Below are 17,068 nucleotides of genomic sequence, written 5' to 3'. Positions count from 1 at the left end.
GGCTAGGCCTTTTTACAGCGCATCGCGTTGAAGCCATTCGATATGGCGTTCGACGGACTTATCCATCGCCATCCCGGCATGCTGTGGGATCACACGGTCCCAGAACGCGCCATAGATCGCATCGTATTGGTAGGGCGCGACGGTCGCCGCGATCGCACGAATGGCCTTCTCGCCGAGCGGGATAAAATTGGGATAGCTGCGCATGAAGCCGAGGAACTTGCGGTCTGCCACCACCTGCAGCAGATCTCCGCTCAGGATGGCTCCCTTGCCGCCGGCGCCTTGCGCCCAATGCATCACGGCGCCGCCTTCATAATGGCCGCCGGTGCGAATCAGCGTCATGCCCGAAGCAATCTCCTTGCTCTCGCCGTCCCAGAGCTGGATGCAGGGATCGGAACGCATGATCCATTCGGAATCCGCTTTATGAAGGTAGACCGGAATGTCTCCGAACGCGCGGCTCCATTCCACGCAGGTCGTATAATAGTGGGGATGTGAAATGGCGATCGCCTTCAATCCGCCCAGCCCAATGATGATGTCGACCATGGTCGGGTCGATCAGGCTGATGCAGTCCCACAATACATTGCCGGCGGCGGCCCGCACCAACAAGGCGCGCTGCGCGATGCCGAAATTCGGCGACATCCCGATACCGATAAGGCCGCCGTCGTCGCGGAACGTCGCCATATGGATCTTGCGCAGCCGCCCCAGTGTGGTCCAAGCCTGTCCGGTCGGCAGGACGAATTGCCGCTCCTCCTCACAAATGGCGCACTGCGCCGGAGGTTTGTTCGATGGAGCAAATTGTGTCCCGCAGGTCGTGCAGATGAATGCGTCCATGGATCGTGCCTCCTGGAAAACGTTTGGTTTACGGTGCGGGTGCGGCAGCAGCGGGCGCAACCAGTGGAATCTGGCAAGCGTCGTATTTGAACAGCCAGTCCGGATCGACAGGCTGGCGCAGCCAGATGTTCTGCGAGGAGATATCCTGCACTTTATTGACACGCGGCATGCGGTTGGCCTCGTACCAGGCGAAGCTTTCAGCGGGCCCCCGGCGACCGATCTCGCCGATGCAGCGCGCCAGTACGGCCGCGTCCTCGATCGCCATCGCGGCGCCCGCGGCCATATAGGGCTTCATGGCATGGCAGGCATCGCCAAGCAGCACGATCCGATTCTTGTGCCAGCATGGGATCCGCTCGCGGGCAAATACCGGCCATTTCGTCACCTCAGGCGCGGCCTCGATCACTTGGCGCAATTCCGGGTGATAGCCGTCGAACACCGAGAGAAATTCGTCGCGATCGCACGGCACGAACGACGTCATCTCGCTCCACTCGGCCTGCGGCGCGCTACTGACGAGATAGACCTCTTCGCGGGTCTGGGTCATGTAATAGACGAGGATATGGTTCCCTTCGCCCCACCATTTGGTGCAAGCCCGGATCGGCAATCCATTCAGGAGAGCTGACGGGAAAACCGCGCGATGCGCGATCTGGCCGGTGTATTGCGGCCGGCCGGGACCGAGGACGAATTCGCGCACCTTCGAGTTGACGCCGTCGGCGCCGACGACGAGATCGGCTTCGGCCTGCGTTCCATCCTCGAATTCGAGCCGGATAACATCGCCTGTATCATCCAGCGCGCGCAGCCGCTTGTTGAACTGCAATGAACCGCGGGTGAGCGCGGTTTCCATCACCGCATGGAGGTCGCCGCGATGCACGTTGATATAGGCCGCGCCATAATGCGCTTCGCGGCCGGCATCGAGCGGCAATTCGAACAGGATCTCGCCGGTGTCCCACTTGCGGCTGACAAAGGCGTCGGGATGCAGCCCGATAGCGGACAACGCCTGCTCGATTCCAAGCCGGCGCATCACCAGCATGACGTTCGAGCTGAAATGGATCCCGGCGCCAATGCGCGAAAACGCTGCCGCCTGCTCATAGACGCTTACGGTAAAGCCCGCCGCCTGCAGCAGGCCGGCGGCGGTCATGCCGCCGAGGCCCGCGCCGACCACCGCTATTCTCGTCGTTCTGTCCATCGCGCTATCCCGACTACCGCAGCCGCCCGATCACAGTGAATTCGTCCCGCCCGATCGAGGTTTCAGGCCTGTTTCGACCGTCGCGCCGAGACCTCTCCGAGAAGCCGTCGTGACGTCGAACCAAGGATTGCTGCCAGATCGGAATTGGACATCTCCTTCATCGCCCGAACTCGCGACGGTCCGCTCTCGTCGAGCATTTCAAAAGGATAGTCGCTGCCATAAACCAGCCGATCCGCGCCGACCGTCGCGCACAGGTAATCGAGCGCGGCGGTATTATGCGTCAGCGTGTCGAAATAGAACGAGCGGAGAAAATCGAGCGGCGGTCGGGTGATCGTCTTCTTGCACGCGGGATGCGCGGCGAAACCGCGGTCAAACCGTCCGATCTGATAGGGAAGGAAGCCGCCGCCATGAGCCAGGCAAATTTTCAGCTCCGGCAGTTCCGCCATGATGCCACTGAAAACTAGACGGGCCGCCGCGATCGTGGTGTCGACCGGATAGGATATCAGGTTGTTGAGGAAATAGTCGCCGACCCGATCGAGACCGACCGGCTTGAACGGCGGATGGAGCAACACGAACACGTCCAGTTCGGCAAGACGCTTCCACAGCCGCCGGAAATCCGGGTGATCGAGCTCGCGGCCATTCGCATGCGTGCCCATCTCGATCGATCGCATGCCCAGTCGCTTGACGATGTGGTCAAGCTCGTTGATCGCACCTTCGACGGTCTGCATCGGAAGAGTGCCCATGGCCTCAAATCGGCCGCCTGGTGCCCCGGTGTCGGCCGCAAGCGTTTCATTCTGCAGCCGTGCCCAGCGCGCACCTTGCTCCGGCGACAGATCGTCGCCGCTCATGTCGGTCCAGGCCGACACCGCCTGGTGGTCCACATCCAACCCGTCGAGATAGGGAAGGCGGCCCGGGAGATCGCACAACTCGCCGAGAAAGGGCCGCAATGCCGCCCCGCTGTGCAGGAACGTCAGCCGATCCAGGCCGCCGTCGACAGTGTCGACGCTCACACCATAGGCCGCGCCGTTGTTGCGCGCCTCCGCGATCAGATCGGGTGAAACATAATGGGCATGGATGTCGACAATCATGCGTGATTCATTCTCGGATCATCTCGACTCGCGACGGCTGCGCGGCCCGCGATGGGTCCGCCGCAGCGGGTTCCCACTACGTATAAGAACCTGACGATCGACGGAAATCCCGACCGCGGACGATCGCGCTAATTCGTTCTCAATCGAATAATTCGATAGCGAACTATATCGAGATTAAGTATTTTGCGCTGCTGCTGTCAATTCCTATTTTTCCCGCCGAACCCGCGATCTCAGCGATCGCGGGGTTTCGTCAGCGCGTCGGTCAACTGGCGCATGGACTTGGTTAGAGAGGCTGTCTTTTCCGGGCCCAGCGTCGCGGCGATCTTCCACTGCGCGTCGACAATGGCGGGGACCACCTCATCGATCATGCGTACGCCCCGCGGCGTCAGCTGGATTTTTAGGCTGCGGCGGTCGGTCGGCTCGGGCAACCGGACGATCAATCGAAGCGACTCGAGGCGATCCAGCCGGCTGGTCATGCCCGCGCCGCTCAACATCAACGAGTCCGAGAGTTGCTTCGGCGTGAGGGTAAAGGGTGGCCCGGAGCGGCGAAGGGCAGCCAACACGTCGAAGCTGCCCCGCGACAGGTTCCATTGCTCGAGCAGTTCGTTGAAATACACGGTCGAAAGGAACTGCGCCCGCGCCACCAGACCGAACAGCTGCATCGGCGCCGGGTCGAGATCCGGCCGTTCGCGTTGCCATTGAGTCAGGATGGTCTCGACAGGATCTGCCTGCGGATCGGCTTTCGCCGGGACGCGGCGCGACGCGTCCGCCTTGCTATCTCTGAACTTCGCAGTCCGCTTGTTCGCCTTGCGCTTGATCACTGCTTCTGCCCATTGCCGCAAATTCGACCGATGCCCATCCGCAATAGCCGCTAAATCAACCCGCAGCAATTGCCGTGCGGCACGAACTGTTGACAACAACGGTTTGCGGGGTCACATTGTTTAGTATCAAACTATTCGCTATCGAACTAATTCGACGCCGGCTCGGACGCATGTTCTTCAGGAGATCGACATGACGGATATGACTCGCCGCAAATTGCTGTCGGCCGCCGGCAGCGCAGCCGGCGCGGCCATCTTCACTCCGGTCGTTGCAGTTTTAGAGCTCCGGGCGCAGGAAGCCTTGATCCGCTCCACCCATTTCGGAGGGCCGTACCAGGCCCTCAACGATATCGTGGGCAAACCGTTTACCCAGATGGGTTTCGGGCGCGTCGAATATGACGTTGAAGTTTCTCCCTCCGTCATAGCCAAGCTGCAGACCCAGCGTGGCAATCCGCCCTTTGACGTCGCGATGGTGTCGCGCTCGTTCGGATTGCGCGCGCTCAATGCCGGATTGTTGGAGAAGGTCAGCGCCGCGGATTTTCCCGAAGCCAAAGCCCTGATTCCCCAGGCCATCCCAGCTGCCGGCTGGGGTGTGGCGATGATTTCCGACACATTCGACATGATGATCGACACCAACCAGGTCAAGGAACCGGTGACGTCGTGGCTCGATCTGTGGAAGCCCGAATTCAACGGCAAAACGGCGCTGCCGTCGGCAGCCAATGGCGGCGCGACCTTCGCGTTCATCTCCTGCATCGTCCGCGCGGTGGGTGGCAAGGACCAGTCCGATGCCGCGGTCAATGAGGCCTTCGCCCGGCTCAAGGCGCTCAAGCCGAGCGTGCGGACCTTTTATCCGGACAGCATCCAGCCGACGCAGCTTATCGACCGCGGCGATATCTCGATCGCGCCGCAATTCGGTATCCGGATCGCAAATCAGTCCAAGGTGTCCCCGAATATCGTCAAGACCACGCCGAAGGAAGGTATCGCGGCCATTCCTTACGACCTCTGCATCACGCGCGGCTCGAAGAACGTCGAACTCGCCAGGAAATACATTAACCTGACGCTGACGAAGCCGGTGCAGGAACAATTAGTCGGGGCGTTGTACGGCACCCCGTCCCGCACCGATCTCACGCTCGCGCCCGAGCTGAAGAAACTGGTGTCGCTCGATCCGGCGCAACTGTTCTTCCAGGACGAGGAATACGCCGCATCGAAGCAGCGAGAGTGGCTGGACCGCTACACCCGTGAAGTCCAGAGCTGAGATGTCCGGCGCCGCGCGTGGCGCGCCGCCCACCCATGATGCCACAACCGTGGCTGAACTTGAGCTGGTCGATGTCGGCCGGTTCTTTGATGGCGTGGTGGCGATCGAGCGCTGCAACCTCGCCATCAACCGCGGCGAAATCGTTGCCCTGCTTGGCCCGAGCGGCTGTGGCAAGTCGACGCTACTCAATCTGATTGCCGGCTTCGAGGTACCGGACACAGGCACCATCCGTCTGCGTGGGCGGGTCTTGAACGGAGTTCCACCGCACCGTCGCAACACCGCGATGGTGTTTCAGCACTACGCATTATTTCCGCACCTGACGGTAGCCCGCAACATCGCTTATGGAATCGAAGCCCGCGGCCTCGATCCTGCCACGCGCGTCGCACGCGTCAATGACATGCTGGCCTTGCTCAAGCTCGACGGGCTTGGCGAGCGCTATCCGTCCCAGCTCAGCGGCGGCCAGCGCCAGCGCGTGGCCATCGCGCGCGCGCTGGCGGTGCAGCCGGACGTCCTGTTGCTCGACGAGGCGTTCAGCGCTCTCGACCGGAACCTGCGCGAGGACATGCAGGTGGAATTGTCTCTGCTGCTACGCAGGCTCAAAGTTACCACGATTCTCGTCACGCACGATCAGCGCGAGGCGTTCTCGCTGGCGGACCGGATTGCCGTCATGCAGGGCGGACGAATTGCCCAGATCGATACGCCGCGGATGATGTACGAGAGGCCATCCGACAGCTATGTCATGCGTTTTCTCGGCTCGATCAACACGATGAATGCCACCCTACAGACGGCGCCGGGCGGCAAGCCACGGCTCCGCCTCGGCGACGGACTGGAATTCGATGCACCCGAACTCCCGCGCGGGATCGACCAACCGGGCGATGTGCTGGTTTATATCCGCGCCGAAGACATCTCGATCGGCGAACGGCCGAGCGCCGTCCATATCGGCCGGCCGGCAACAGTCGCGCTTTCCACCTTCCTGGGCGCGCAGGAGCGGATCGTGCTGACATGCGGGGGCCAGCAGATCGTCGTCGACCGCCCGGTCAACGGGCGCGGCCAGATTGAGGCTACCGCCGGCCGTCCGGTGTACGTCGAATTCGATCCGGCCTGCTGTCGGCTCGCCCGCGTGGACTGACGCTCATGCAACGCAGCGCCTACGCTCCCTGGATCTGGCTGTTTCCCGCCGGCGCGCTGCTGCTACCGTTTTTCCTGCTGCCGCTCGCTATCGTCGTCCGCAACAGCGTCTACTTCGATGATCCCCAGGGCCTGACGGTGCCGGCCTTCACTACCGCGAACTACCTGAAAGTCCTGACCGACCCGTATTACGTCAAGGTTTTGTCCAACACCTTGCTGGTCGCGGCCATCTCGACGGTCGTGTCGCTGCTGGTGGCCTTTCCCTTCGCGCAGTTCGTGGTGAGAACATCCGACTCGGCGCGAAACCTGCTGCTGTGGTGCGTCTACGTTCCGCTTTACGTCAGCGTCATCATGCGGGCCTTCGGCTGGACCATCATCCTGGCGGATAGCGGCCTGATCAACCACCTTCTGCTGCGGCTTGGCCTGATCGATGCGCCGCTGCGCATGCTGTTCGAAGCCGAAGGCATGATGGTCGGCATGATTCACCGCTACCTGCCGCTGATGATCATCCCATTGATCACGGCGTTGCAGAAGATCGACGGCAATCTCTTGAAGGCGTCGGGCAATCTCGGAGCGTCAGGCGCGCGGACGTTTCTTCGCGTCACATTGCCGATGTCGGTGCCCGGCATGGTCGCCGGCGGCCAGCTCGTTTTCGCCGGCGTCCTGAGCGACTACGCGATGCCGGCGCTGATGGGATCGACCAAATTCCAGTTGATCGCGCCGGCCATCTACTACGAAGCCATCACCAACAGCAGTTGGGCGCTGGCCGGAGCGATGGCTACCGTGGTGCTTGGCCTCGTCGCATCGTTCCTCATTGCCGCCAATCTCCTGCTAAAGCGCCTGGCGCCGTGGGCCCTGACCCTATGAGTCAACCGGACGACACCCAACGCAACGGCACGGCGCTCCGCCTTTACGCGGCGGCAGTGGTGGTGTTCCTGCTGCTTCCTATCGCCGTCGCGGCGGCGGTTGCGTTCAATAACGGGGAACGGCCGGATTTCCCGCCGGCCCAAATGAGCCTGCGCTGGTTCGCCTCGGTGCTGCACTCGGACCTGTTGATGGATGGCCTTTGCAAGAGCGTCATCATTGCGGTCGCGAGCACCGTGTTGTCGGCGGTTGCCGGCAGCGCCGCCGCCATTGCCATCAACCATCATCGCTTCGCGGGGCGCACACTGATACAGACGTTTCTGATGCTCCCGATCGCGCTGCCCGCGATCGTGCTCGGCCTTGGGATGCTGTTCTCACTTCCCATGCTCGGCCTCAATGTCGGCCTGGTTGCCGCCACCCTGGGCCACGCCGTGCTCGGGATTCCCTACGTTATCGCGATGGTGCTGGCTTCGCTCGCCAATTTCGACCGGTCGCTCGAGCGCGCATCGCTCAACCTCGGCGTCGGGCCGGCCCGAACCTTCTTCCGGATTACGCTCCCGCACATCCGCCCGGGGGTGATTGCCGGCGCAATCGCCGCATTCCTGCTGTCAATGGATAACATCTCGCTGTCGCTGTTCATCACCCGCAATGATACCCTGCCGCTGCGCCTGATGCAGCACATGCTGTCCTATACCGACCCGAGCGTGGCGGCGATGTCGGTTATGCTGCTCCTGATCTCGCTCGTATTGCTTCCGTTCATCGCACGAACGCGGCTCGGCTAATGGCCTGTTCAAGGCTGCCAGTCCCAGGGGCCCGGCCTTTTGCGCAACAGGAAGCCCCTCCAAATCCCGCCTGCGTCAAGCATGCGGCTGTCAGATTTGACCGGAGCTGGTGGTGTGCAGGCGGAGCCGCAAATGCTGCCGTACGGTGCTGTCGGTCGACAGTCCAATGGCGACCCTCAACGCTTCGCGACCGGCTTCAATGTTGCTGGCGCGAAGGTTCGTGGCCAAGCGCTGCCAGTACGGCTGATAGCCAAGGATGCGCTTGTCCGTGGAAATTCCGGACAATTCCGCCAGGGCTACCGCCGCCTTGAAATAAGCACGAAGATCATCGGGCTTTGAAATCATGCCGGGGCTAAGAGTACCGAGTACCAGCGCATCATCCGTATACATGCGAACTATCTGTTCGACGTCGCCAGAGTTGAATGCCGCTGACCAACGTTCGACGGCGGCGTAGGCATCCTCTTGTTCATCAGCAAGTGCCGCAGGGATTATTACAGCGGCCGCGAACAACGCGGAAAGAAGAACTTTCATAATCATGCGACGCCGCTCATTGATCACGTTGGCCTTCTTCAAAACGTAACCGTCGGTCTTCTCCAAGGACCGCCGCGGGCCTCGATCTCCGTAGGCATGTCTCCGCACCAGGGAGGGTTAGAGGTCTCATACCGGCGATGGGCCTGACGTCACACTGCCAAGACCTCGCTCGCAGGAACGAATTTTTCGAAATGGACGTTTGCGGACGATATGCCGAGCTTCGCGACATGCTGGCGCCCGCTCTCGACCATCTCGGGCGGCCCGCACAGATATACGTCCACGTCGCCGTTAAGCGCACCGTCGGCAAAATGATCTGTGACATGGCCAGTCAGCGGATGCCGGCTTCCAGGGCCCGAACAGGTGGTGTGATAGGCGAACTTAGGGATACGCGCTGCGAGCGCCTCGATCCGTTCGACCTCGACCAGATCGGCGTCATCGCGCGCGCCGTAAACGAGTTGCACGGGCTGATCGTTAGCACCCCGCGCGGCCAGATGCTCGAGCATCGACAAGATCGGCCCGACGCCGGTCCCTCCGGCAAGGAACAGGATCGACCGTCGCGGCGCACGAAGGTAGAAACTACCGAACGGGCCGTTGAGAAGGAGCCTGTCACCGGCCTTGGCCTTCGCCTCGAGGTAGGCGCTCATCTTGCCGCCCGGCACGTTGCGGATCATGAAGGTCGCCACGTCGGCGCCCGGCGCAGAGGTGAGCGAATAGGGCCGCGTCACAGTCTCGTTCGAAGCGGTGACATTCACATATTGTCCCGGCAAGAACATCGGAAGCACACCATCTAGCGGCTTGGCCGACAGCCTTATGCGGTGGGCCGACAAGGCCTCGACCTTGACGATCTCGGCCATCGTGTTCTTGGGTTTCACTTTGCACGCACCGGAGGAGGCCAGGACGTCGATCACCATGTCGCTCTTCGCCTTCGCCTGGCAACAAAGGACATAGCCTTCGGCCGCTTCGGAATCGCTCAACGCATCCTCGATGTAAGATCCAGGGTTGAACGCACCCGATTGACAAAAAGCCTTGCAAGTGCCGCAAACGCCGTTGGTGCAGTCGAGCGGCACATTAATGCCCTGGCGATAAGCGGCGTCGGCGATGCTTTCGCTTTCGGCTGCATCGATGAACTTAGTGATTCCATCTTCAAAATTGAGAGCAATCTTGTGTAGCACGCCTGCCTGCCATCATCAGATGTGATAGATGTCGATGACGTGGTGGATGTAGTCGTTCTTCAGAACCACCTTTTTGGCTTTGATCAGAGGGCGTTCACCTGTAATTTCGAGGGTGTAGAAGGAAACTCCGAAATAGGTGTCGACGATTTTGTAACGATAGCTGAGCGTCAGCCAGTTGAAGCGGAGGTCGATTTTGCTGTCGTCCTGGGAGAGGATTTCGACATTTGAAATATTGTGCGACGTCCGCGGCTCGGGGGTGCTGGCGCTCGACCGTTCGGTCTTGATGCGGAAGACGCGATCTTCGAGGCCGCTGCGACGAACATAGTAGATCAGGGAAATCTCCGCATGAGGGTCTTCGACAAGTCTGTCGTTGTCGTCCCAGGCCGGCATCCAGAAGCTCGCGTCGGGCGCGTAGAAGGCCAGCCACGTGTCCCAGTCCCGATCGTCGAGGGCGCGGGCCTCGGCATAGAGAAACGCTTCGACCCCGGACAAGGGGATCGTGCTCATGCGCCATCTCCCTTGATCACGGCCGCGCGCAGCGCGTCGGACCAATAGCCGTGCTGAACAAGGAAAAGGCCTTCGTCCTCGATCTTTACTCCACTTCTCAGCGGACGTAAGTCGATCGCCTGCGCCTCCTCATCGGCCCCCTCGATCCAGTGCGTTGCGCCGCGCGACAAGTCATTCCAGCGCATCACCTTACCCATGTATGCCTGCTGACAGGCGCGGAATTCCTCTAGATCGTCGGGCGTCGCCATGCCGCTGGCATTGAAAAAATCTTCGTATTGGCGAATGCGGCGCGCCCGCTCCTCTGCCGGCTCATTCTTCGGCGCGATGCAGTAGATCGTCACCTCGGTCTTATCCACTGCCAGCGGGCGGGTCACGCGCAGCTGCGAACTCATCTGTCCATCAGATAGAGATTTGGATAGAGGCAGAGATTGCGCAGGTTCTCGACCATCCATTGAGCCTTGGCGCGGCCATGCTTTGCCGTGAGTTGGTCGAGGTGCGCGTAGGCGGGCCTAGTCGTTGGGTCGGCAAACCTGGACCAAACGACCATGTGCCCGTTTTCGAACGAATAGTAACCACCCTTCATCTTGCTGAGATCGGTCGCCTTGACGTCATCCGATTCCGCATTGCGGCGGCTCGTCGTGGCAATGTAGTTCCAATGCACCGACGACACATGGTAGCCGTCGGCACCGTTTTCAGCCTGCAGCTTCCAATTGCCGTCGTAGATGTAGCTGGACGAACTGCGCAAAACTTCGAGTCCGTCGGGGGCCTGGTCGACCATCAGGTCGATGATCTTCGTAGCCTCGCCGAGATGTTCGGCCAATGGCCTCACATGCTGGTTGAGGCTTCCGAACAGGAAGCCGCGATAGGCCTCGAACCTCGCTACCTTCTTCAAATCGTGCGAGCCTTTATTGTGGAATTGCTCGGGATAACCGGCGCCGTCAGGATCCTTCACCTTCAGCAACTTTCCGGAATTGCTGAATGTCCAACCATGGAACGGGCCGGTGAATGTCGACTTGCTGCCGCGCTTGTAACGGCAAAGCATTGCGCCACGGTGACTGCAGGCATTGATGAAGGCGTTAAGTTCGTTGTCCTTGCTGCGGGTGATAAAGGTGGGCTGTCGTCCCATCCAGGTCGTGAAGTAGTCATTCTTGTTCGCAATCTGACTCTCGTGCGCGAGATACACCCAGTTTCCCTCAAACAGGTGCTTCGTCTCCAACTCAAAGAACCCGACATCGGTAAATATCGCACGATTACAACGAAACAAACCATCGGCCGACTCCTCGACCAATGCTGTGTCGAGACGTTCAATGATGCTTGATGTCATGGCTTGTTTTCTCCGAAGTGTCGGTCAGTCTGTTAAGTGGGCGGCGATGCTCGCAACTATCGTCGAGACGATCGGAGCGTATCGCAACCTAGATAAACGTCATGAGACGATCGCGCCCTTTCTGCCTGTACAGATGCGCACCGGGCTAATGACCTCGAGTCCGTCCGCACCGGGTGAATTCTTTGTTCAGAAGTAGTTTAGTGAGTCGGAAAAAGCCGCAGGTCATTTTGGAAAGCTGGCTCGTTCCTACTCATGATCCACGCCAACGAAGCGAACATCCAGCTGTGTCCGCTCAAACCGATAGGCATTGCGATTGAGATCCATTGCCTCAGACCCGTACTGTAAAGTCTCAGAGGCGTGATCAATCGTGATTCAAAAGTGCGGTTAAATCGGTGTCATCGTGAATATGTCCTGCCACATGGGAAGAGCTCATCTCGGCGCCGCCGGTATGGAAGAAAAACTCCTTACCCCGAGTTCTCATCCCGAGAAGGTGCTCTGAGTTTGAGCGCACTTGATAGAGGCGATGATGCATTCAAGCGGCGATTTTCTCAGCACCCCAAACTTGGATTACGAAGCGTGGCGAGATGTGGTCCGCTCGATCTGTGGCCGGTACACGCCGGGTGGGATCGAACCCAAGATCTTCTTTGGCAGAGCGCGTGCCCGAAGCATTTGCGGATTGAAAGCAGTGGAGCTTAGTTCCAATGCTCATCGCCTCGAGCGCACGCGCCAGGACATCCGTGTTGATGCTAGGGATCACTACTACGCGATCTTTCAGATGACCGGTCAGTCGTCATCCAGAACGACCGGACTGTGGAACTTACAGTCGGTGATGTCGCTCTGGTCGACGCGGCGCGGCCCGTGACATACGTATCTGAGAAGGAGGGCGACCAGTGGTGGCGGTCTTTGCAACTGCCGCGCCGGTCCCTGGTGTCTCATCTGGGCTCGGAACCGCGGTGCCTTTCTCGACGTAGCGGAGCGGCCGCAGCGCGACCGCTCCGTCAACTCCTTCAGGATGGCGTTGAAGACCAGCAATCAATGTCCGTTTCGGCTAACGCCTACATGCGTCTCGCATTCTACGATTTATTGGGCGCATTATTCGCGCCGCCCGATCCAGAAGGTTCCTCTCTTCACACAGACAAGCTGTTCGCGCGTATCTGCGATATGATCAAGGATCACTTTGCCGATCCGGATTTCGGTCCTTGCGACGTGGCGGTCAAGGCGGGAATCTCGCTACGCTACCTTCAGAAGCTTTTTACGACCAGAAACTCCACCTGCAGTTATTTCATACAGTCGGTTCGTCTGGATCACGCCGCGCGTCTGTTAGAACGCCGGTCGTTTCTGAAAACAAGCCAGCCCATCAGCGAGATCGCCTACGCCAGCGGCTTTGGCGACTACACTAATTTCATTCGAAAATTTCGCCGTCGCTTCGGTCATACCCCAGGCTCCCATTCGGGAAATCATGCCGAGCCCGGGCGTATCAGCACCGCTGAAAGTGCGACATAGGCTCACGATGTCTGAGGCAGCAATTCGCACCGGACAAGCCAGCATAAGCAAATCGTACAGCAGCAGTCGCACCAATTAGACGCACGAATTGAAGTTGCCTATTCGCTCCGATGGGGCGTGCCACGCAATGGTGTGATGGTGAGGCTTGAGCTCATGACCCTGGCGTAGGTCAAGCCGATGAGCCTTGCGACGCTACCTCCAACGAACTCTCGGGCGCAACGCGCAGTGCGCGGCCGTACGAGCGAAAGGGCGCCGACAACCAATGACGCCGATGCTGGGCCGATCTAGGTTTGCAGGACACAATATCAAAGCAGGATAGAGGGATGGATCGGATCACGTGAGTCCGAAACGAGAGCTAATGGAGAGAGTCGGTATGTCCCATCCAATCGATCAAATCGACAATCCGCATACGAAGCCGCTCCAGATGGTGCATGACGGACAAATGAGTTCGGGCCGATCACAAAGTGATGTGCCCTTAGAAGGATTTCTACTAAGAGAAGGTCTCTCCGAGCGGCGCGGTGACCGCTATCGACGAAATCCACCGGCACGTGGTGTGAGGCCGCGATGACGCCCTATCCGGACCGCTTCGTCGGCAAGACTGCCGTAGTGACCGGGGCGGCGCAGGGCATCGGCCGTGAGGTCGCATTGCAACTTGCGCGGGAAGGGGCTCGCGTTATCCTCGTGGACCGCTCCGACCTCGTCGAGGAGGTGCGGCAAGAGGCGAGAGCCGAGGCGCTGACCGTCATCGCAGACCTGGAAGGCTTCGCCGGCGCAACGGCGGCGGCGGAACGGGCGCGGGCGCGCTTCGGCCGCATCGAAATCCTGGTGAATAACGTCGGTGGCACGATCTGGGCCAAGCCCTTTGCCCAATTTGAGGAAGCGCAGATCGAGGCAGAGATCCGCCGCTCGCTCTTCCCGACGCTCTGGTGCTGCCGGGCCGTGCTGCCGGTGATGCTGAAGGAGGGCGGCGGCGTTATCGTAAACATCTCGTCCGTGGCGACGCGGGGGGTGAACCGCGCTCCCTACGCGGCGGCTAAGGGCGGCGTGAACGCCATCACCGCCTGCCTCGCCTTCGAATACGCGGAGCACGGCGTCCGCGTCTGCGGCGTCGCCCCCGGCGCGACGGAGGCACCGCCGCGGCGCATTCAGCGCAACCCCGCCCCGCAGAAGGTCTGGTACCAGCAGATCGTAGATCAGGCCCTCTCCTCCAGCCCGATGAAACGCTTCGGCACGACCGCGGAGCAGGCGGCGGCAATCCTATTCCTGGCCTCGGACGAGGCCTCCTACACCACTGGCGTTACCTGCCCGTGGCAGGCGGCGACCTCGGCTGAGCGATGACCGTCGGACGCTTGCGATCAGGACTCCGCGACGGAGGAAAGCGCGATGAGCGACAGCCTGATGGAGACGGTTCTGGTGCAAATAGCCTGCGCGAGCAAGGACATCTTACTTCCATGAGCAATCGTAAAAGGCGGATATAATGAGCAGTGCCAGGTTTGAAACTGATCCCGAGCGGGACACTCAGACGGCAGGATTTGCCGAACGGGTACGTGCCAACCAAAAAAAGCTCACGGCTGAACTCAAGCTGCACTATGACTTCATAGTTTGCGGATCTGGCTCATCTGGTTCAGTGGTGGCGCGCCGATTGGCCGAGAACGCGGAGGTCAGCGTCCTCCTGCTGGAGGCCGGCGGCAGCGACGATATGCCAAGCATCAAGGAAGCCGGCCAATGGCCTCTGAACATTGGCGGCGAACATGACTGGGCTTTTATGGGCCAGCCGAACCCACACCTTAATGGGCGCTCCATTCCGCTGAATATGGGCAAGATACTTGGCGGTGGATCCAGCATCAACCTCATGGCCTGGGCGCGCGGGCACAAGAACGACTGGGATTTCTTCGCGGCCGAGGCTCGGGACGCCGCATGGAGCTACCAATCGGTACTGAACATCTATCGCCGCATCGAAGATTGGCACGGCGTGCCGGACCCAAGATGTCGCGGGACCGGAGGACCGGTTTTTGTTCAGCCCGCGCCGGACCCGAACCCGGTGGCCCCTGCCATGGTCGAAGGCGCACGCTCGGTTGGCATTCCGACCTTCCAAAGCCAGAACGGGCTGATGATGGAAGGTGATGGCGGTGCCTCTATCATCGACTTGCGAGTCCGCGACGGAATGCGGCAATCCGTATTCCGTTCCTATGCTTTTCCCTGCATGGACCGGCCGAACCTGACGGTGCTCTGCCAGGCACTGGTCACTCGACTTGTCATGAGCGGCAAGCGAGCCAGCGGCGTCGAGATCGTTCATGATGGAAAGGTTCAACGCATCGCTGCCGGAGTGGAGGTGGTATTATCGTTGGGCGCGATCCACACGCCAAAGGTGCTGATGTTGTCGGGAATCGGTGACCAAACCGAACTGAAGCGGCTGGGAATACCTTGCGTGCAGCACCTTCCAGGCGTTGGCGAAAACTTTCAGGACCATGTCGGTTTTGGGTGTGTTTGGGAGTATCCCCAGGCACTCCCTCCACGCAACAACATGTGTGAAGCGACGTACTTCTGGAAGAGCGATCCTGATCTCGATACCCCGGATCTGCAAACCTGCCAGGGTGAGGTGCCGTTCTGCAGTGCAGAGACAGCAGCCCAATTTAGTCCACCGCCGGGTTCCTGGTCATTGCTTGCAGGCGTCGTGCGGCCAAAGAGCCGGGGCCGCATCCGCCTGACGGGTGCCAATCCTCAGTCCCCGATCGAGATCGAGGCCAACACATTGGCGCACCCGGATGATATGAAGGCGGCGATAGCGTGCGTCGAGCTTTGCCGCGAAGTCGGCAACTCTGCTCCACTGAGCCCGTTCGTCAAGCGGGAGGTGATGCCAGGCATTCTCAAAGGCGCCGCACTCGAGAACTTCATCCGTGACGCAGCAAGCAGCTATTGGCATCAGACATGTACTGCTAAGATGGGACAGGATGCGATGTCGGTGGTGGACGGCTCTCTCAAGGTCCACGGAATCGATAATCTTCGTATCGCTGACGGTTCAATTATGCCGCGCATCACAACCGGCAACACCATGGCGCCATGCGTTATCATTGGCGAGCGCGCCGCAGAGATGCTGAAGATCGCCCACCGCACTTGAGGTCCTACAATCGCAGTGATACGCGCCCAGCGAGCCCGCCAGCGCTTACGTGAAAGAGAAAGGATCGGATTGCTCGATGGCAACTAAACGGTGGGCACACCACTCGGCTAATCCTATGTACGTAGACCGCACGCACTCTTTTGGGATCGCCAATGAGCTTTGATGTTCCTGCGACCCCTGTCGAGATAGTCAAAGTCGGCCATCCGGCGCTCCGTAACGGCACGCGGAGTGTACCGCAAGAACTGTTAGGGACACCCGCGCTTCACGAACTGATCGACGTCATGCGTGCCACGCTCGCGGGAAAAGGCGTAGGCCTCGCGGCGCCGCAAATTGCGGTGCCATTACGTCTGTTCGTCGTCGAAGACACTGAAGATCGGATGAGCCATCTGACTCCCGAACAGCAAAAGGCTCGGAATCGATATCCGTTCCCGTTTGAGGCAGTCATCAATCCGATTTGGTACGCGACTTCCCCGGAGATGGTGATCGAGACAGAGGGGTGTCTCAGCATTCCCGGTTTTAAGGCGGATGTTTACCGCTACTGGGCGATCCAGGTCGAAGGATTTCAGCCGAATGGCCAGCGGAAAACCTGGTCCCTCAAAGGATGGCCGGCACGCATCTTTCAACATGAAATCGATCACCTTGACGGACGGCTGCTTACCGATTGCATGCTTCCAAGAACGCTCACTTCGACCGAGCCGCACGGTACAGGTGCTTCGTCCGACCTACTCCAACGCCTCGCCATTTCGATCCAACCGCCCAAGGAAAAGTGAAGAAATCACTCGCGGTGATCACGACATGCGAAGTGGGTTTTGTGTGAATCGATGTGACCCCTCACTTGCCGCGAGACGCCGGTAGCCGCGCGACCATCCTGCGCAGCGGCCTTCGGCACTTCTCGGCTGGCGCCGATCTCGATATTTTCGATATGCACGCGGAGCAGGGGAGAGTCGATCTAGCCAGTGAAACCGGC

At 60.1% G+C, this 17,068-nt stretch carries 15 protein-coding genes and 2 pseudogenes; 9 read left to right on the top strand and 8 right to left on the bottom strand.

The window, feature by feature from the left end; all coding sequences use genetic code 11:
• Positions 1-12: 12 nt before the first annotated feature.
• The 4 genes from B5527_RS28380 to B5527_RS28365 all read right to left on the bottom strand — a co-directional run bounded on the left by B5527_RS28380 (position 13) and on the right by B5527_RS28365 (position 3,920).
• The gene (locus tag B5527_RS28380) at positions 13-828 is read right to left on the bottom strand and encodes an MBL fold metallo-hydrolase (protein ID WP_079604456.1); all 816 of its coding nucleotides are present in this window, start codon (positions 826-828) and stop codon (positions 13-15) included.
• A gap of 28 nt (positions 829-856) precedes the next feature.
• Positions 857-2,011, bottom strand: a complete 1,155-nt coding sequence (locus tag B5527_RS28375; RefSeq protein ID WP_079604455.1) for an FAD-dependent monooxygenase — start codon at positions 2,009-2,011, stop codon at positions 857-859.
• A gap of 62 nt (positions 2,012-2,073) precedes the next feature.
• On the bottom strand, positions 2,074-3,099 hold the full coding sequence (locus tag B5527_RS28370; protein ID WP_079604454.1) for an amidohydrolase family protein: 1,026 nt from the start codon (positions 3,097-3,099) through the stop codon (positions 2,074-2,076).
• A gap of 230 nt (positions 3,100-3,329) precedes the next feature.
• Positions 3,330-3,920, bottom strand: a complete 591-nt coding sequence (locus B5527_RS28365; protein ID WP_079604453.1) for a MarR family winged helix-turn-helix transcriptional regulator — start codon at positions 3,918-3,920, stop codon at positions 3,330-3,332.
• A gap of 190 nt (positions 3,921-4,110) precedes the next feature.
• Here B5527_RS28365 and B5527_RS28360 point away from each other — a divergent pair, with 190 nt between their 5' ends.
• Genes B5527_RS28360 through B5527_RS28345 form a run of 4 tightly spaced genes read left to right on the top strand, consistent with a single transcriptional unit; the run spans position 4,111 to position 7,946 of the window.
• A complete protein-coding gene (locus B5527_RS28360; RefSeq protein WP_079604452.1) occupies positions 4,111-5,172 on the top strand; it encodes an extracellular solute-binding protein in 1,062 nt (353 codons plus the stop codon).
• A gap of 1 nt (position 5,173) precedes the next feature.
• On the top strand, positions 5,174-6,301 hold the full coding sequence (locus B5527_RS28355) for an ABC transporter ATP-binding protein (protein WP_079604451.1): 1,128 nt from the start codon (positions 5,174-5,176) through the stop codon (positions 6,299-6,301).
• A gap of 5 nt (positions 6,302-6,306) precedes the next feature.
• A complete protein-coding gene (locus tag B5527_RS28350) occupies positions 6,307-7,167 on the top strand; it encodes an ABC transporter permease (protein ID WP_079604450.1) in 861 nt (286 codons plus the stop codon).
• Positions 7,164-7,946, top strand: a complete 783-nt coding sequence (locus B5527_RS28345; RefSeq protein ID WP_079604449.1) for an ABC transporter permease — start codon at positions 7,164-7,166, stop codon at positions 7,944-7,946. The genes B5527_RS28350 and B5527_RS28345 overlap by 4 nt, the downstream gene beginning before the upstream one ends.
• Positions 7,947-8,036: 90 nt before the next feature.
• Here B5527_RS28345 and B5527_RS28340 read toward each other — a convergent pair whose 3' ends face one another.
• The 4 genes and pseudogenes from B5527_RS28340 to B5527_RS28325 form a co-directional block, all read right to left on the bottom strand.
• Positions 8,037-8,543 (bottom strand): nuclear transport factor 2 family protein, encoded by a 507-nt coding sequence (locus tag B5527_RS28340; protein WP_079604448.1) that lies wholly within the window; start codon positions 8,541-8,543, stop codon positions 8,037-8,039.
• 83 nt (positions 8,544-8,626) lie between these two features.
• Complete coding sequence (gene benC, locus B5527_RS28335; RefSeq protein ID WP_079604447.1) at positions 8,627-9,649, bottom strand: benzoate 1,2-dioxygenase electron transfer component BenC; 1,023 nt, start codon at positions 9,647-9,649, stop codon at positions 8,627-8,629.
• A gap of 15 nt (positions 9,650-9,664) precedes the next feature.
• Positions 9,665-10,156 (bottom strand): benzoate 1,2-dioxygenase small subunit, encoded by a 492-nt coding sequence (gene benB / locus B5527_RS28330; RefSeq protein ID WP_079604446.1) that lies wholly within the window; start codon positions 10,154-10,156, stop codon positions 9,665-9,667.
• Positions 10,153-11,480: pseudogene (locus tag B5527_RS28325) on the bottom strand (Rieske 2Fe-2S domain-containing protein). The gene benB and the pseudogene B5527_RS28325 overlap by 4 nt, the downstream one beginning before the upstream one ends.
• A gap of 523 nt (positions 11,481-12,003) precedes the next feature.
• Between B5527_RS28325 and B5527_RS44630 the strand changes: the two are divergent.
• The 5 genes and pseudogenes from B5527_RS44630 to B5527_RS28300 all read left to right on the top strand — a co-directional run bounded on the left by B5527_RS44630 (position 12,004) and on the right by B5527_RS28300 (position 16,871).
• Entirely contained in the window at positions 12,004-12,342 is a 339-nt protein-coding gene (locus B5527_RS44630) for a hypothetical protein (protein WP_154072580.1), read from the top strand.
• Positions 12,343-12,515: 173 nt separating this feature from the next.
• Positions 12,516-12,983: a helix-turn-helix domain-containing protein gene (locus B5527_RS28315; protein WP_154072579.1), complete on the top strand. Its 468-nt coding sequence runs from the start codon at positions 12,516-12,518 to the stop codon at positions 12,981-12,983.
• 564 nt (positions 12,984-13,547) lie between these two features.
• Positions 13,548-14,314 (top strand): annotated as a pseudogene (locus tag B5527_RS28310) (1,6-dihydroxycyclohexa-2,4-diene-1-carboxylate dehydrogenase).
• A gap of 146 nt (positions 14,315-14,460) precedes the next feature.
• Entirely contained in the window at positions 14,461-16,101 is a 1,641-nt protein-coding gene (locus B5527_RS28305; protein WP_079604443.1) for a GMC family oxidoreductase, read from the top strand.
• Between the two features lie 152 nt (positions 16,102-16,253).
• Positions 16,254-16,871: a peptide deformylase gene (locus tag B5527_RS28300; protein ID WP_079604442.1), complete on the top strand. Its 618-nt coding sequence runs from the start codon at positions 16,254-16,256 to the stop codon at positions 16,869-16,871.
• Positions 16,872-17,068: the final 197 nt, after the last annotated feature.

The sequence above is a fragment of the Bradyrhizobium erythrophlei genome (genome assembly GCF_900129425.1).
In the GTDB taxonomy this organism is placed as follows: Bacteria; Pseudomonadota; Alphaproteobacteria; order Rhizobiales; family Xanthobacteraceae; genus Bradyrhizobium; species Bradyrhizobium erythrophlei_C.
This window is presented reverse-complemented; position numbering and strand designations above follow the sequence as displayed.

Bases quoted from the DNA above. Each gene is read 5' to 3' on its own strand.
- B5527_RS28300 (WP_079604442.1), top strand. From the start codon at position 16,254: ATGAGCTTTGATGTTCCTGCGACCCCTGTCGAGATAGTCAAAGTCGGC.
- B5527_RS28375 (WP_079604455.1), bottom strand. From the start codon at position 2,011: ATGGACAGAACGACGAGAATAGCGGTGGTCGGCGCGGGCCTCGGCGGC.
- B5527_RS28305 (WP_079604443.1), top strand. From the start codon at position 14,461: ATGAGCAGTGCCAGGTTTGAAACTGATCCCGAGCGGGACACTCAGACG.
- B5527_RS28380 (WP_079604456.1), bottom strand. From the start codon at position 828: ATGGACGCATTCATCTGCACGACCTGCGGGACACAATTTGCTCCATCG.
- B5527_RS28360 (WP_079604452.1), top strand. From the start codon at position 4,111: ATGACGGATATGACTCGCCGCAAATTGCTGTCGGCCGCCGGCAGCGCA.
- B5527_RS28315 (WP_154072579.1), top strand. From the start codon at position 12,516: ATGTCCGTTTCGGCTAACGCCTACATGCGTCTCGCATTCTACGATTTA.
- B5527_RS28345 (WP_079604449.1), top strand. From the start codon at position 7,164: ATGAGTCAACCGGACGACACCCAACGCAACGGCACGGCGCTCCGCCTT.
- benB (WP_079604446.1), bottom strand. From the start codon at position 10,156: ATGAGCACGATCCCCTTGTCCGGGGTCGAAGCGTTTCTCTATGCCGAG.
- B5527_RS44630 (WP_154072580.1), top strand. From the start codon at position 12,004: ATGATGCATTCAAGCGGCGATTTTCTCAGCACCCCAAACTTGGATTAC.
- B5527_RS28355 (WP_079604451.1), top strand. From the start codon at position 5,174: ATGTCCGGCGCCGCGCGTGGCGCGCCGCCCACCCATGATGCCACAACC.
- B5527_RS28370 (WP_079604454.1), bottom strand. From the start codon at position 3,099: ATGATTGTCGACATCCATGCCCATTATGTTTCACCCGATCTGATCGCG.
- B5527_RS28350 (WP_079604450.1), top strand. From the start codon at position 6,307: ATGCAACGCAGCGCCTACGCTCCCTGGATCTGGCTGTTTCCCGCCGGC.